We start from the raw sequence: 14,521 nt of genomic DNA on the forward strand, positions 1-14,521 counted from the left end.
GTAACAAAACAAGTCCGAGCATGGCATAGAGTTCCTTGGTTGGCCGACCCTTCCCGTCGTCAAAGAGAGGAAACAGCTTCTCAACCGGAAGTCTGTGGAGGATTTCTTCACGAAACAGATGCGCCCATGATGATTTCAGAAGAGCCAGCCTCTTTGAGCCAAGATGTTCAAACGGACTGAACATGTCGTACTGTTTGTGGTCTTTGATGTGGATCATGTAAAATCCTTACAATATGTTTAAATTACAGCATATACATACCAAAAACAGTATCTTGGATCAATATGAAAAATCAAAAAATATATCTATTTTAAACACTTATGCCATTTTGGCTTTTTTGCGAGTGCATCATCTATGACGTATCAAATGGAAAAATCAAATGGTTGCCTGAAGCCAAAACGATTACAATCCTAAAGAAAGTTGAAGCCAATCCTAAAAGGGCCATGGATGCAATGGCAAAATAATTTTGTCTCAAAAATGCAATAAGGGCACTGGGCTTATACCATTTTGACACACAGCATTATGTGGTTTTCATTGCCAATAAACCACCATATGTTGTTTATTTGTAGTTTGGAACGGTGTGAGCCCAGTGCCTTAACAAGTAAATGGTAATAATTGTCAAACAACACCATACACTCAGACAGTGAAAGGGATAAAATGCGATTTGCCCATACAAATATTGCCGCAAAAGATTGGAAAAAGCTTTCAGATTTTTATATCCGTGTATTTAACTGCAAGATTAAGCCCCCCCAGAGAAACCTCTCAGGAAAATGGCTGGATCAGGCAACGGGTTTAAAAAATGCCAAACTGGAAGGTGTCCATTTATATCTCCCAGGTCATGGAGATAATCCACCAACCTTAGAAATATTTACTTATGAAGAAATGCATTACGGGCCACATATTATGGCCAATCACATCGGCTTTACTCATATAGCATTTGAGGTTGAAGATGTTAACATGATCTTCAGGAAAGCAATGGAAAACGGAGCCATTAAATTAGGAGAAATTGTAGAAAAAGAAGTCGAAAATTTTGGAATTTTACAATTTGTGTATTTCCGTGATCCCGAAGGAAATATTGTAGAAATTCAGTCATGGAAATAAAAGAAGGATTATTAAAAAAACATTTGAAAAAACTGCGTGGAAAATTTCATCGTCGGTGATTTTAAAGATATTGAAATTGCTTTTGGCCTGAAGGAAAAGAGAACAAAAAAACGGGAGGAGTTCTTTGTTTTTGACAAAGAGACATACAATCCCGGCAGGGCATCTGAACCCGCAGACAGATCCACCAGCAAAAAAACCGGCAGAAACGACCCATGTCCTTGCGGCAGCGGGAAAAAATATAAAAAATGCTGCCTCAAATGACAAAAAGGAATTCCATGCTGATGCCGCATCCCCTCCCTGACATCCACTGTTCTCCCCTTACGGAAGCTCTTCCCCTCTGGGAAAAGGAAGGCCTGCTTTCTTCTCCCCTGTACAGGGACAGCTATTTTTCACGATCCGGAGCCATGGCGGAAAGCCGCCACATCTTTCTGCAACAAAACCGCCTGCCCCACAGGTGGCTGGACAAAATCACTTTTCATGTCTGCGAAACAGGTTTTGGTACGGGGCTTAATTTTCTGCTCTGTGCCGAATTCTGGCGGCGTTTTGCCCCACGAGACAGCGTCCTCCAGTATACATCCATCGAAAAGCATCCCATTCCCAGAGGACATCTTGAAGCGATCCACAGGGCCTGGCCCTCTTTGGGGCTTTTTTCCTGCCGCCTGCTTGAAACCTACCCCCCTTCCCTGCCGGGCCGTCACAGCCTTGTTTTTCCGGACTGGCGTATCCGCCTGGAACTGATCTTTGATGATGCGCTGATGCTGGAATCCTACCTTGAAAAAAACGTGGACGCCTGGTTTCTGGATGGTTTTGCACCGGAAGCCAATCCTGAAATGTGGTCGGAGGCTCTTTTTCAGGCCATGGGACGCTGGACAGCGGGTCAGGGCACCTTTGCCACCTTCACGGCTGCGGGCTTTGTACGCAGAGCGCTTATGGATCAGGGCTTTTCGGTGGAAAGGATTCCCGGCTTCAGCGGTAAGCGGGAGATGCTTCGGGGCAGTGCATCGGCAATGCCGCAGGCGTTAAAGAGATAAACGACTGTTTTTTTGGGGGGCGGATTACCGCGTCACCTCAGCCAGCGTTCCATGTATCAGCACTTCTCCTGAAGAATCTTCGGAAGAAGAGGAATGGTTTTACCGGAAAAACGCAGGCAGTAACGTCCCTCCACCAGACTCAGAGAAACCCTTTCCGAAGCACCTCCCTGAAGTTCAGCATACTGCCCCCGCAGGGCCAGGAGATCTGCGGTTTCCAGAATTTCCTTCAGGGCCTCGGCCTTTTCCATCAGGCTGTCATCGGCCTGCCCCTTGAGGGCCTGGGCCACAGCCCGCTCCTGCTGCCTTCGAATTTCCGTAAGGATACAGTGGCGGGAAAGATCAAGCTGGCAGTCCTTCATGGAATTCCTCCTTATGGTGGGTTTTTCCCGGAGCAGCGCTCCGCAGTGTACCAGAAAAAAAGCCGGAAAACAGGTGACACTCCCCCTCCCCCGTATTTCCCGAACCCGGGATAACGGTGCTTTTTCCGGACGGGCAAAAAGCCCGTCCCCTGACAATACAGCACAATCAGAGCTGATCCACCACCTTACGCATGGGTTTGACCATCTCGGTTTTAAGCATCTTGCGGATGGCTTCCCTGGCATTGGGATCTTTCATCATCTCCAGCATGAAGGCATTGGTTTCCATGGCCCGCTTGTCATCCTGAGGAAAATCATAGATGCCGTTAGCTTCAAACCACTCATGATCTGCCTGAAAAACAAAGCGGTGACGGCCAAAAACATCATCCCGGAACACCTTCATCCCGGCTTTTCCAAGGAAGGTGGCAGGAGCCACATAGTCCTTTGCCGCAGCTTCCACCGCACGCTCCGCCAGCGTATCCAGAAGGCCATCCAGCGCCGTGGCATCCGAAACCTCATCCGTGATCATATCCACAAGCCCAGCCCCCTGCCATTCCGTAAAGGCCGTCAGCACTTCCCGGAAAGGCCCCATCTGTCCAAGGGGGCCGGAAACAATAAAACCGAGCTGTTTTCCCCGCAAGGTGGGGGTGTGGGTGTTATAGAAGCCCCTGTCAAAAAAAGCCTTCCACAGGGAAGAAAACATGCGGTCTTCCACGGCCATGACAAAAAACAGAATATCCGCTGTCTTGATGCGTTCTTCATAGGCAGGGATAAAATCATCCTTTCCCGTATAAACACATCTGTGGTCAAACCCGCACTGCACACAGCCAAGACAGCCCCCTGCCATGGAAAGCTCTTCCAGTACAAGGCGATCCGCACCGGGAAAACGCTGAAAAATACGCGCTGCCATACGGCCCGCATTGTGGCCCGTATAGTTTTTGTCCTGCACCACAAGAACCCTTTTTCCTCCGGTGTCCAGTGCTGATGAGGCCACGCCGGGATGATAGGCCCAGGAAGATGTCACAAGGGGGGCAAAGGCACGGGATACGGGCCGTCTGCGTTCTACGGTGGTAAACACATCCGCAGCAAAGGCTTCCAGCCGTCTGCGTTCCGTCTCTTCCAGGAGATCGTAAGAATCTGCGGAAAAGGCACCGGCAAAGGCCATGCCCAGATCTTCCACAACAGCCCGCATATAGGCATGGGCCGCATGATCGAAAAAATTGATGGATGTGGTCAATACCGCCGCATATTTTCCGGCAAAAACCCTGCCGAGATCTGTTTCAAAAAGAAGCTCGATAAAACGTTTCAACTGGGAGGGAACGGTAAAGGTATACACGGGCTGGGCAAAAACAATCAGATCCGAAGCCCGTACCCATTCGGCAATTTCCGCCCTTTTTTCCGCCTTTTCTTCAATCCCCCGGATTCCCTGCCCCACATGCACCATATGCAGGGTATGCTCGGGGAATTTCTTTCCGATATACCGCAAAGACTGAAGGGTGACACTGAGTTCTCCCTTGGGACTGCCACTGATCACTGTAATCTGCATTTTTCCCCCTTTGAAACGGTTCAACATCAGAGTCTCTGGATGATTTTTCCGGATGGCTTTTCCCGCTTTCCACCGAGATCCGAACACGGGCCTTTCTTTTGTATACAAAATATACCGAATACCAAACCACAGCCCCCGCCATCTGTCCACAAAAAAATCCGCCCCTTCTGGAGGTTTCAAATCTTCCGTATGAGAACCTTTCCATGGGGTCTCCGGTGGTTATCCCTTGCCCTCTTTCTCTCCTTGAACTATGATCTCCCGATAAATTCCCGAATGGCCTGCGATCAAAGCACAAAGGCTCTGCCCAATGTCATGCCACCACAGCCAAGGAAGCTCCTATGCCCTCCCCCCCCTCTCCCCTGCCGGACAACGGCTATGGGGGCAGAATTCTGACCCATCCCTGTACTCCCAAGCTTGAAAAACGCCTGGTAAACCTGCTGACAGCATCTCAGATCCTGGCATCCATGGGACTCCCTGTCCTGCATTATGTCGCCGCATGGAAAGACGATAAAACGGATATCTGGTATGAATTTGCCGATCCCCGTTTCTGCAGCCTCTTTACCACCCGCCTGGCAACCCTGGCGCCCACCTTTCGCAATGCTGTAACAGAGCAGAAAATCTATCCCTCAAAAAATGATGACGGAACATACCGGGTGGAAATGCTGGAGGCAGAGGCCCTGGCCCAGGAACGCAGTATTCTGCGAAACAGAAACAGCGCCGAGGGAACATCGGAAGCCATTTACAAAATAAGACTTCCCAACGGCTCCTTTATCTGGCTGAAAGATCAGGCAAAGCTTGAACTTTTCCCAGAAGACGGCGTCACCCTCTCCATTGGCGTACTGACACCCGTTTCCAGAGAAATGGCCATGGAAGAAGCCCTGCGCCGTGCGGAAAAAGCCCTGAGCCAGAGCGAAAAACAGTTCCGGGATCTCTTCGCCCAGAGCAATGACGCCATCCTGTTGCTGGATTCCAGGGGGCGTATTCTCAAGGCCAACCGCAAGGCCGAAGAGCTGACCGGGCTTTCCCAGAATGCACTTGCGGGCAGACCGGCCTGCGATCTCTTCCCGGAAAGTGAACATTCACGTATCCAGGATGCCAGAAACCAGATTGCCACAGGCCGGGAAGCCCGCATTGAGACCCTGCTGAAAAAAGAAGAGAGTATCCTGGATGTGGACATCAATGCCCGTCAGGTGATCAGTACGGATTACCCGATGATTCAGGCCGTGGTGCGGGATATCTCCTTTAAAAAACGTCTGGAAACGGAACGGAGCAAAAGGGAAAAATTCGACATGCTCAAAACCCTGGCAGGTGGTCTGGTGCATGACGTCAACAACCTGCTTTCCGCCATTACAGGCAATCTCTCCCTGGCCGCCTTTGAAAAAAATCTGCCCCAGGGTGTAGGACTGATCCTCAACCGTATTGAAACCGCAACCTCCCAGCTCAAAAGCATCACCCGGAAAATGCTGGTGCTGGCGGATGCCGATACGGGCGAACGGATTCCAGGTCAGGTTCGCACCTGCCTGCAACAGGCCCTCGAAATGCTGGGGCCACCGCATTCTTCCATCCGGCTGCACATGGATATTCCCGTCATTCTTCCCTCCCTGCCCATGGATCGTAAAGCACTTACCGAAGCCTTTGCCGCCATTATGGAAAACAGTCTCGATGCCATGCCCAAAGGAGGAGAACTCTCCATCCATGTTCAGGGAACATCCATTCCCATGAACGACGCTGAACCCCTTCAGCTGCTCAAACCCGGAGATTATCTCTGTATCCATTTCAAAGACACAGGCTGCGGCATTGAAGAAAAAAATCTTTCCCGGATTTTTGACCCCTATTTTTCCACCAAGCAAAGGGACTTCCGCAAAGGCACAGGCCTTGGCCTTTCCCTGGCCTATGCGGTAATCAAGCAGCACGGGGGGCATATTCTGGCACAGCCTGCGGAAGACGGCGAAAAGGGAGTCTCCATTCTCGTCTACCTCCCCCTTGCCTGAGAGAATGCTTCAAATCCTTGCCCTTTTGTGTCCTCCCTGATATGAGGGCTTCCAGTCATTTTGGAAACCTTTACGGGTACATTTTTCCTGTGAACCCTCTATCATAAGGAAGCTTCATGGAATTCCGAAGCATCACACACGTTACCGAAGCCCTTTCTTCCGCACGCTACATTCCTTCCACGGAGATTGCCACCGTGGTCTATCTTGCGGCCGCCACCAAGAAACCCATTCTCGTGGAAGGCCCCGCTGGCGTGGGCAAAACGGAACTGGCCAAATCCATCTCCCTGTGCATGGATCGCCCCCTGATCCGTATGCAGTGCTATGAAGGCCTGGATGAGGCCAAGGCCCTCTATGAATGGGAATACGCCAAGCAGCTCCTCTACACCCAGATGGTGCGGGACAAGATCCACTCCGTGGTGGAGGATGCGGATACCCTGGCAGAAGCTGTGGAAAAAATTTCCGAACAGGAAGATGCCTTTTTCTCTGAGCGTTTTCTCCAGCCCCGCCCCCTTCTGAAAGCCATCCAGTCCCCCAAACCCGTGGTGCTGCTCATTGATGAAGTGGACAAGTCCGACCCCGAATTCGAGGCCTTTCTTCTGGAGCTTCTCAGCGATTTTCAGGTGTCCATCCCGGAAATCGGTACCATCAAGGCCCAGACCATTCCCTTTGTCATCCTCACTTCCAACAACTACAGGGACATGAGCGACGCCCTGAAGCGACGCTGCATCCACCTTTTCATCGACTACCCGGAAATTGAGACGGAAAAAGAAATTGTCCGCATGAAAATTCCCGGTATTGAAGAAATCCTCCTGGATAAGCTGGTACGCACCGTTGCCAACCTGCGTGGACTGGATCTCAAAAAGCGGCCCTGCATTTCCGAAACCCTGGACTGGGCCAGATCCCTCATGGTACTCCAGGCGGACACCATCACGCCGGAAGTGCTGGCTTCCACCCTGAACATGCTGGTAAAATTCAAAAGCGATTCAGAACTGGTCAAAGAGCGTATCCAGACCGTAATCGCCTGACCGGGAAGGGGCCTCCATGCTCGACATGATCACCAAATTTTCCGCCTGCTGCCGGGCTGCGGGCCTCAAGGTTTCGCCCCTGGAGGTCATTGACTGCATGTCCCAGCTCCAGCACATTGATGCGACGGACGAGGAAACCTTCCGCAGCCTGCTCATGGCCAATTTTGTGAAAAGCCGCAGGGATCAGCCACGGTTCCAGGATATCTACCATCTCTTTTTTCATGAACTGCGCACCTCCTTCCAGGATGTGCAGGAAGAGGACAGCGAAAACCCGGAAACGCCCAAGCAGAAACGGGTAAGGGAAATTATCGAAAAAATCCGGGAAGAAATGGGAGAGGATGCGGAAGGGCTTCAGAATCTTCTGGACTATCTGGGGGGCGATCCCGAAGCCTTTCTCAATGAAGTGCAGGAAATTCACAATCTGGTGGAGCAGCGATCCCTGGCCATCAAGGTGAAATCCAACATGGGCCAGCTCTCCAACCGTCTTTCCGTGATGCTGAAAATCAACCAGATCCGCCAGAAGGCCCTGCAACTGGCCGGAGAACTGGATGCACCCGGAGATTCCTTTACCCGAAAAGAAATTGACGCCTACTTCGCCAAAATGCTGGATCGCTCCTTTGATCTCCTGACCCGGGACAAAAGGCCGGACAACGTGGCCTTGCGGCAGGTAAACCGTACAGACCCGCGCTTTGAGGAAATCGGAGAACGCCCCTTTGCCACCCTGACCCCCACCGAGATGGAACGTACCAGGGAAATCACCGATCGGCTGGTTCGGAAACTCAAGGATATGGCCACCCGACGTTATGCCTCCCGAAACAAGGGCATTCTCGACGTCCGCAAAACCCTCAGAAGAGCGGGCCGTTTTCAGGGCGTGCCCCTGGAACTGCACTTCAGGGACAAACCCCTGCGCAAGGGTAAAATCGTAGCACTGTGCGATGTCTCCGGCTCAGTCTGGTCCGCAGCCCGCTTCATGCTGGCTATTCTCTATTCCCTTCAGGAATGCTTCAACGGGGTCAAAAGCTTTGCCTTTGTGTCGGATGTGGCGGAAATCACTCCGCTGTTCAAGGCCAATCCCGTGAACGAAGCCATTGAAAAGGTTTTCTCCGAATCCGGTATCGACACCCGTATGCTCACGGACTACGGCACCAGCTTTGTACGCTTCCGGGAAAAGCACATGCATGAGCTTTCCACCAAGACGACCCTCCTCATCATTGGCGATGCCCGGAGCAATTACCAGAACCCGCATCAGGAAATTCTGGAGGAAATGCGGGATCGCTGCCGCAGGGTCATCTGGCTCAATCCCGAACCCATCACCACCTGGACCACGGGGGATTCGGAAATGTTCACCTACAAGGCTCACTGCCACGAAGTCCGGCCCTGCCGGAACCTGAACCAGCTCGTCACCTTCATTGAGGAATTGGTACTGTGAATCTGAACCCTTTCCATGATCTTCTGGACTTTACCGGTACCCGCCCTGAGCTGCGCACCCTGGCCGCAGATTTTGCCACAAAAATCTCAAAGGAGTTTCCGGATCTGGCATCCACCCATCCCCTGCCAGCGGGAATCTGGGAAAAAGCAGGCCGGGATGGTATTCTGGGTATCGGACTTCCCGAAGCCTCCGGGGGGCAAGGAGGAGGATATGGGGACATCAGTGCCGCAGCCGCCGAAATCGCCTTTGCTTCTGCCTGTCCTGGCCTTGCCCTTTCCATCCTCATCCATCACCTCATAGCGGTCTTCGCCATTCAGGGACTGGGCAATGAGACTCAGAAAACCACCTTCCTGCCCCGTCTCGCCAGCGGTAAACTGACCGCTTCCCTTGCCATTTCCGAACCCGGCGCAGGAGCACATCCAAAGGGGCTGACGACCCAGGCCCAAAAAGAAGATGGCGGATGGCGGCTTTCCGGTACAAAGACCTTTATCACCAATGCCCCCCTGGCCGGATTGTTTCTTGTCATGGCCATCACGGATAACAAGGAAGAAAAAAAAGCCTTTTCTGCCTTTCTTGTACCTGCAGACAGCCAGGGACTTCAGGTCAGGGATCTGGGGCCTCTGCCCTTTTTCCGGCCTGCTCCCCACGGGGAGGTTCATCTGGACGCGGTTTTTGTAGAGGATACCGCTCTTTTGGGAAAGGAAGGCAAAGCCTTGGAATTTTTGGCAAAGCCCTTCCGTGGAATTGAAGATGCCCTCATGGCCGGAGCCGTAGCCGGTGGACTGGCAGCCCTCCTTTTCCGCTGTTGCCGGGACTTAGGGGACAATGATTCTGCACCTATAAAAAACGGCGTAGGCCTGGCCCAGGCCCGTATCACAGCCCTCTCTTCCCTCGCCCTCCGGGCAGCAAACAGCCAGCCGCCCTCTTCCCTTGCCGCAGGTCTGAATCTCGCTGTACGGGATCTTGCCGCAATCTTTCTGAAGGATCTGAGGCATATCACGGAGGGAATTTCCCTTGAAAAAGATACAGAAATTCTTTTCAGGGATATGGAAAAATCCGGCTCCATTGCAGGGAATGTAGCCCGAATCCGTCAGGAACAGGCTGGACAGCGCTTATTGCAGATCACGGCAAGGGGATAAGGAGGCAGGGTGCATAGTGTTCAGATCAATATCCCAAAAAACAGGCTCTACCTGACCCTGGGGCAGATCACCAACAGAAAAGAAATACAGATCATCGAAATCACCGTACTGCAACAGGTGAAACACCTGCGCCAGGGATTCACCTGTATCAGCGATTTACGGGAGTTCTGCATGGAAAAAAATCTCAATGATAATTTCATGCAGGAAATTCAGGAAATTCTCTGGGACAGTGGGGTACGGGCTGTGGCCCGCATCAGCCCGGTGCACCAGCACAAGGGCCATTTTCATTTTGAAAAAGGCTCCGCAGTATGGCCCTGCTACGAAGTTATTCCCGTTACCTGTCTTGAAGAAGCCGAAAGCCGTCTGGATAAGCTTCTGGATAAAAAAAAATAAATTTTATCCTCTTCTTTGGGTGCAGCAGGACAATACTTTTAAAACAAAAGATGGGATATTTGTCCCTTTTGTTTTAAAGCAGACAAACATCCCATCCCAAAAGCCACCCGCCTCAATCAGTGCAGTACCTCAGCGGTCTGGGCTTCAGCAAGGCTGGCAATACCTGTTTTTTCCTGCTTGAGCAGCACCAGACGCTCAATCTGGGAAAGGGACGTCAGATGCGCATAGATGGCCGGTAAATACCGGTTGTTGCGGATTTCGAGAAAACGTTCATCAGACAGATTGTTCAGTCTTTCCTCATTGATCACGTAACATCCCGCAATATTTTTAATGTTTTCCTTGTCCCGCACACGCATATTCAAGGGCGTAAACAGGTTTCTCGTTGCAAAAAACTGACAGAAATCTTCCGTGAATTTTGCCATCTGCTGCAATTCTCCCAGATACCGCTTTACATTTTCCATCACCTGGGTCGGTGTACCATTTTCATCAAAAATGGGGGCACCTTCATCGTTGCTGAGAAGATGACTGTCCTCATCAATACAAACCGTAAACTGACCTTCCTGATTCGTACGGGCAAGGGCAAAGGGATAGCGGCGGATGATCGCCGGGATATAACTGGCCTGCCACTTTCCATTCTTGTCAACATAAAGATTTTCTCCGGCATCCAGCCCCATCAGAACAACGGGACGGAACTCATCTTTTTCCTTATCTTCAAGAAAGACGATGGGGTAAATGGATGCGGCACGGACAAATTCATGGGCCATTACGGAGGCAATATGAAAACTGGACGCAAAATCAAAACCTTCAATCTGTTTGATTTTTTTCTTACCATGCTTTTCCTTGGTCACAGGAACAAGATTTTTAAACATGCATTTCTCCTTAAGTGCTAGCAGTTAGTAAATTGCCGGTACGTATGAACCCAACAGCAAGCGGATGCTGACCAGGTAAACGGCTGCTTCCGGAAACGATTCCATACCATGGGTCTTACCCTTTCCTTGCAGATCCAAAAAATTTTCCAGATAGAGGTACAGATTCTCAAAACGGAAAAAAGAAACAACAGGAAAAGAATAAAGAATGGATGGATGGTTTCTGCGCCATGACGGATACATCCCCATGGCGCAGAAAATATGGATTAAAGCAGAATATCTTCTATCCAGCAGTCAAAGAGATACATCTCATCCGCGAGGGGAAGCCCCGTACTCAAAAGCTGCGGATCCGCCATACCTGTCAGCATATTAGAATAATCAAGACTCTCCGTAATTTCAAAGCTATCTTCACTTAAAAATGCATCATAGTCAATATCTTTCAACAAACTTTCCAGCCCCATACGGGACAATCTGGAAGCCTGCATCGAAAATGCTGTCCTGTCGGAAAAGAGTCCCTGACTCCTTCCCTTAGCAGCAGCACTGTAGAAATCCGTAAAACCGATTCCATGCAGATCCGAGAAGAGCAGCCCCGACTCTCCGGAAGCCCTGTCGCTGCCGTGCCTGCTGATGGAAGTGCTTTCCAGATTGGTGGGGGAAAACCATACGGTATTGCTCTCACCAAGCTGGGTATCCCCGATAAACCGCCCGACCTCACGGAAGTTTTCAGAAACCTGATAGTACTTCCCGTTCTCAAACAACATCAGCTGGACACTTCCGTCCGCATTGGTCTTGCTCACCACAACGGCCCTGGCATCCGACAGCACTTCCTGGGTCAGCACTTCAGACTTCAGCCCCGCTCTCCGGGCAGTATCCAGATTCCCGACAGCCCCTCCCCCATTGTTGTTGTCCTGAAGCTCAGGCCCTTTGCCCTTTACGATCAGATCCCTGGCATAGACGTTCGTTGCCACACCACTGTGGGTATCCACGATACTGCCCGTATGGTTCACAAGGGTCACCTGCCCCCATCCTTCCATGGCACCTGCCTGAGCGGTATCCACTACAGCAATTTTCATCCCTGTTCCGGCGGTGAGCATGATACTGCCACCGGCATTCTGTACCCGGCTTCCCGAATCCATAAGAATACTGCCATCTGCCTTCACATTCACCACAGAGCTGGCCACATGGATATCACTGCGTTCTGAATGTTTCACCTCCAGGGCCTGACCGCTCTCCTGTACAGCGTGCACCAGCATTTCCGGAATACGGCCCACGGTGAGATCTCCCGTGCTGTGGACAAAAAGACCACCGCTGCCAATATTTGCCGATAAACGGGTACCCCCCAGATCCAGGGCATTGTTCCCCGTTCCTGCCTGACCGGCCTGCAACTGCACAGCTCCAGCCTGAATGTCCACATCCCTGTCCCCTCCATCAAAAATTCCCCTTGCTTCAATGCGAACCGTACCGGAACCGGTTTGAATGGATGCAAGCTGAACATTCCCCAGAGCTTTCAGGGCAATATTGCCTGTTCCGGAAAGGATACGGGCCCCATCGCCCATGGAGATCTCCCCGTTTCCTGCCTCCAGCTGTATGCTGCCGCTATCTGCGGTCATGATCGTGGCAACGGCTGTCGATACCGCTGCTGCCGTTGTCCGGGCCGCTGTAAGACCTTCAATCAGGATGCTGTCAGCAGCCACAAGGTGAATATGTCCCCCATCACTGACGACCCCGGCCCCTCTGTTCAGAACAATATCCACCTGGATATCCGTGCTGGTCTTCTTTGCCTCAAGCAGAATATTCCCTGTGCCATGGGCTTTGACAGCCACACCTGCAAGGCCAGTATCCGCAGAACCATCGTTGAGAACGATACTGCCATTGAGGGTCTGCAATATAATATTGCCATTCGCAGCGGTGGTCTGAAGATCCGACATGGCCTTCAGTTCCGCATGATCCTGGCCGTCCAGCCCTACTTTCTCAACCTTCACATCCACCCGATCGACAACAATGCCACCCTGCTCGCGGATATGGATACCGCCGCCATGGGCACGCGCCGCCAGAACCTGAACCTGCGTATGGAGGGTATTGGCATTGTCCCCGAACCTGCCCACACCCGCACCTGCCTCCAGCATGGCAGCATGGGCAACAATGACCTCATGTTTACCATTGATATCCAGAATAAATCCTTCCACGGAGTGAACAGACACGGCGCCCTGGGTATGGAGACCGTTCAGATGGATATCCTTTTGTGCCACAAGACGGATATCCCCCCTGGCGGTCTGGAACAGGGTACTGCTTTTTTGCGTGATGCTTCCGGAAGAGGCCTCCATGTAAAGCGTTCCCGTTTCTCCCGTTGTCACATGGATCGTATCTTCAAAAAGAACAGAATCTTCTGCAATCAGACTGATGTGACCACCTGCACTCACGATACCGGATTTTGCATCAAGACTGGCACCCGTTCCATGGGCCTGGAGAAGGATATTACCAGAACCTCCGGCGCGTACGGCCTCGCTGTACCCTTCTGCAAAATCGAGAAGAATGCTGCCACCCGCATCTATGACAATATGAGAATTTTCTCCGGCCTGGAGACCATACTGTACCCCATCCCGAATCTCCCCTATGAGCTTGCTGCCGTCCTGCTCGGCTACACGGATTTCAACGGACGTAACAGAGACCGCATCCTTTTCCTGAATATAGATATGTCCGGTATCCGCCCATGCGGAAAGCCTTTCGACATCTGTCTTGACAGGGTTGTCGGCCTGACCAATATCCTGACCCGCATGAAGCCTCAGATTACTGGCCACGACATTTCTGGTACTTGAAGTATCACTCAGAATGGAACCGGACTCGGAAAGTACCGAAACATCTCCGGAGGTCAGCATTCCCAGTACGATATCTTTTTCTGCAGCAAGACGCAGGTTTCCGTCCACCGTACGGATGGTGGAGAGACTTTCCATCCGAATGGCTCCAGAGGCTGCATGCAGATGGATATTGCCCCCATCTTTGGCAGCAAGATGAGCCGCATCCAGAAGAATATCACGCTGGGTTTTCAGGCTGAGATAGCCTCCGCCTGCCTCCACAGATGCACCAATATGAATATCCGCTCCGCTTGCACCTGCATGAATCTGAATATCCTGCGCCTTTGTCTGTGCCAAAAGGCGTATGTGTCCCTGCCCTTCGATGGCCAAATCATGGGCCACATCCAATTTACCATTCAGGGTTGTGGTTCCTGCGACGGTCAGCGTCATGCTGTCTTTACCGGTGTAAACGCCCGTGATGACGAGATTGCTACCCACCGCAAGATCGCTGGTACCGCCCACGGTGAAGGTGCCGTCAAGGGTCGTGGAACCTGTGCTGTCCAGATCCAGCAGACCGCCCACCGTCATGGTGCCACTGAGGACAACATTCGCCTTGCCGTCCATCACCGCATTAGCGCTGATGGTAATTGTATCCGCCAGGGTGATGCTGCCCGTTCCTGTCAGGGTCAGGTCGTTGGTCACATCCAGTTTACCGTTCAGGTTGGTGGTTCCTGTGACGGTCAGGGTCATGTTGTCTTTGCCGGTGTAAGCGCCTGTAATCGCAAGATCATCCCCCACCGCAAGATCGCTGCTACCGCCCACGGTGAAGGTACCGTCAAGGGTGGTGGAACCTG

13 protein-coding genes are annotated in these 14,521 nt (G+C 51.7%); 8 read left to right on the forward strand and 5 right to left on the reverse strand.

Annotated elements, in window-relative coordinates; genetic code table 11:
* On the reverse strand, window positions 1-217 hold a 217-nt coding region (locus BR04_RS16835), incomplete at its 3' end, for a hypothetical protein (RefSeq protein WP_496357049.1).
* Window positions 218-655: 438 nt separating this feature from the next.
* On the opposite strand from BR04_RS16835, the gene BR04_RS16840 reads away from it, so the two are divergent.
* Genes BR04_RS16840 through mnmC2 form a run of 3 tightly spaced genes read left to right on the forward strand, consistent with a single transcriptional unit; the run spans window position 656 to window position 2,130 of the window.
* Window positions 656-1,099 carry a VOC family protein gene (locus BR04_RS16840; RefSeq protein WP_496357191.1) on the forward strand — a complete coding sequence of 148 codons (444 nt, stop codon included), beginning with the start codon at window positions 656-658 and terminating at the stop codon, window positions 1,097-1,099.
* Window positions 1,100-1,135: 36 nt separating this feature from the next.
* Window positions 1,136-1,360 carry an SEC-C metal-binding domain-containing protein gene (locus tag BR04_RS16845; protein ID WP_496357192.1) on the forward strand — a complete coding sequence of 75 codons (225 nt, stop codon included), beginning with the start codon at window positions 1,136-1,138 and terminating at the stop codon, window positions 1,358-1,360.
* Between the two features lie 14 nt (window positions 1,361-1,374).
* A complete protein-coding gene (mnmC2, locus tag BR04_RS16850; RefSeq protein WP_496357193.1) occupies window positions 1,375-2,130 on the forward strand; it encodes a tRNA (5-methylaminomethyl-2-thiouridine)(34)-methyltransferase MnmC2 in 756 nt (251 codons plus the stop codon).
* A gap of 56 nt (window positions 2,131-2,186) precedes the next feature.
* Here mnmC2 and BR04_RS16855 read toward each other — a convergent pair whose 3' ends face one another.
* Entirely contained in the window at window positions 2,187-2,489 is a 303-nt protein-coding gene (locus BR04_RS16855) for a hypothetical protein (RefSeq protein ID WP_496357194.1), read from the reverse strand.
* Window positions 2,490-2,655: 166 nt separating this feature from the next.
* Window positions 2,656-4,032, reverse strand: a complete 1,377-nt coding sequence (locus tag BR04_RS16860) for an NAD(P)H-dependent oxidoreductase (protein WP_496357195.1) — start codon at window positions 4,030-4,032, stop codon at window positions 2,656-2,658.
* A gap of 338 nt (window positions 4,033-4,370) precedes the next feature.
* Here BR04_RS16860 and BR04_RS16865 point away from each other — a divergent pair, with 338 nt between their 5' ends.
* The 5 genes from BR04_RS16865 to BR04_RS16885 all read left to right on the forward strand — a co-directional run bounded on the left by BR04_RS16865 (window position 4,371) and on the right by BR04_RS16885 (window position 10,009).
* Window positions 4,371-6,023: a two-component system sensor histidine kinase NtrB gene (locus tag BR04_RS16865; protein ID WP_496357196.1), complete on the forward strand. Its 1,653-nt coding sequence runs from the start codon at window positions 4,371-4,373 to the stop codon at window positions 6,021-6,023.
* A gap of 116 nt (window positions 6,024-6,139) precedes the next feature.
* Window positions 6,140-7,048 carry an AAA family ATPase gene (locus tag BR04_RS16870; RefSeq protein WP_496357197.1) on the forward strand — a complete coding sequence of 303 codons (909 nt, stop codon included), beginning with the start codon at window positions 6,140-6,142 and terminating at the stop codon, window positions 7,046-7,048.
* A gap of 16 nt (window positions 7,049-7,064) precedes the next feature.
* On the forward strand, window positions 7,065-8,477 hold the full coding sequence (locus tag BR04_RS16875; RefSeq protein ID WP_496357198.1) for a vWA domain-containing protein: 1,413 nt from the start codon (window positions 7,065-7,067) through the stop codon (window positions 8,475-8,477).
* Window positions 8,474-9,616, forward strand: coding sequence for an acyl-CoA dehydrogenase family protein (locus BR04_RS16880; RefSeq protein ID WP_496357199.1), 1,143 nt, complete (start codon window positions 8,474-8,476; stop codon window positions 9,614-9,616). Before BR04_RS16875 ends, BR04_RS16880 begins: the two co-directional genes overlap by 4 nt.
* A gap of 9 nt (window positions 9,617-9,625) precedes the next feature.
* Window positions 9,626-10,009 carry a hypothetical protein gene (locus BR04_RS16885; protein WP_496357200.1) on the forward strand — a complete coding sequence of 128 codons (384 nt, stop codon included), beginning with the start codon at window positions 9,626-9,628 and terminating at the stop codon, window positions 10,007-10,009.
* Between the two features lie 116 nt (window positions 10,010-10,125).
* Here BR04_RS16885 and BR04_RS16890 read toward each other — a convergent pair whose 3' ends face one another.
* Both BR04_RS16890 and BR04_RS16895 read right to left on the reverse strand, forming a co-directional pair.
* On the reverse strand, window positions 10,126-10,878 hold the full coding sequence (locus BR04_RS16890) for a SapC family protein (RefSeq protein WP_496357201.1): 753 nt from the start codon (window positions 10,876-10,878) through the stop codon (window positions 10,126-10,128).
* A gap of 263 nt (window positions 10,879-11,141) precedes the next feature.
* Window positions 11,142-14,521, reverse strand: a 3,380-nt coding sequence (locus tag BR04_RS16895; protein WP_496357202.1) for a hypothetical protein, incomplete at its 5' end; no start/stop codon positions are given.

This window comes from Desulfobotulus sapovorans DSM 2055 (assembly GCF_059569355.1).

What these genes read in the sequence shown, in the direction of transcription:
- mnmC2 (WP_496357193.1), top strand. Translation starts at nt 1,375, where the DNA reads ATGCTGATGCCGCATCCCCTCCCTGACATCCACTGTTCTCCCCTTACG.
- BR04_RS16840 (WP_496357191.1), top strand. Translation starts at nt 656, where the DNA reads ATGCGATTTGCCCATACAAATATTGCCGCAAAAGATTGGAAAAAGCTT.
- BR04_RS16865 (WP_496357196.1), top strand. Translation starts at nt 4,371, where the DNA reads ATGCCCTCCCCCCCCTCTCCCCTGCCGGACAACGGCTATGGGGGCAGA.
- BR04_RS16855 (WP_496357194.1), bottom strand. Translation starts at nt 2,489, where the DNA reads ATGAAGGACTGCCAGCTTGATCTTTCCCGCCACTGTATCCTTACGGAA.
- BR04_RS16890 (WP_496357201.1), bottom strand. Translation starts at nt 10,878, where the DNA reads ATGTTTAAAAATCTTGTTCCTGTGACCAAGGAAAAGCATGGTAAGAAA.
- BR04_RS16875 (WP_496357198.1), top strand. Translation starts at nt 7,065, where the DNA reads ATGCTCGACATGATCACCAAATTTTCCGCCTGCTGCCGGGCTGCGGGC.
- BR04_RS16860 (WP_496357195.1), bottom strand. Translation starts at nt 4,032, where the DNA reads ATGCAGATTACAGTGATCAGTGGCAGTCCCAAGGGAGAACTCAGTGTC.
- BR04_RS16870 (WP_496357197.1), top strand. Translation starts at nt 6,140, where the DNA reads ATGGAATTCCGAAGCATCACACACGTTACCGAAGCCCTTTCTTCCGCA.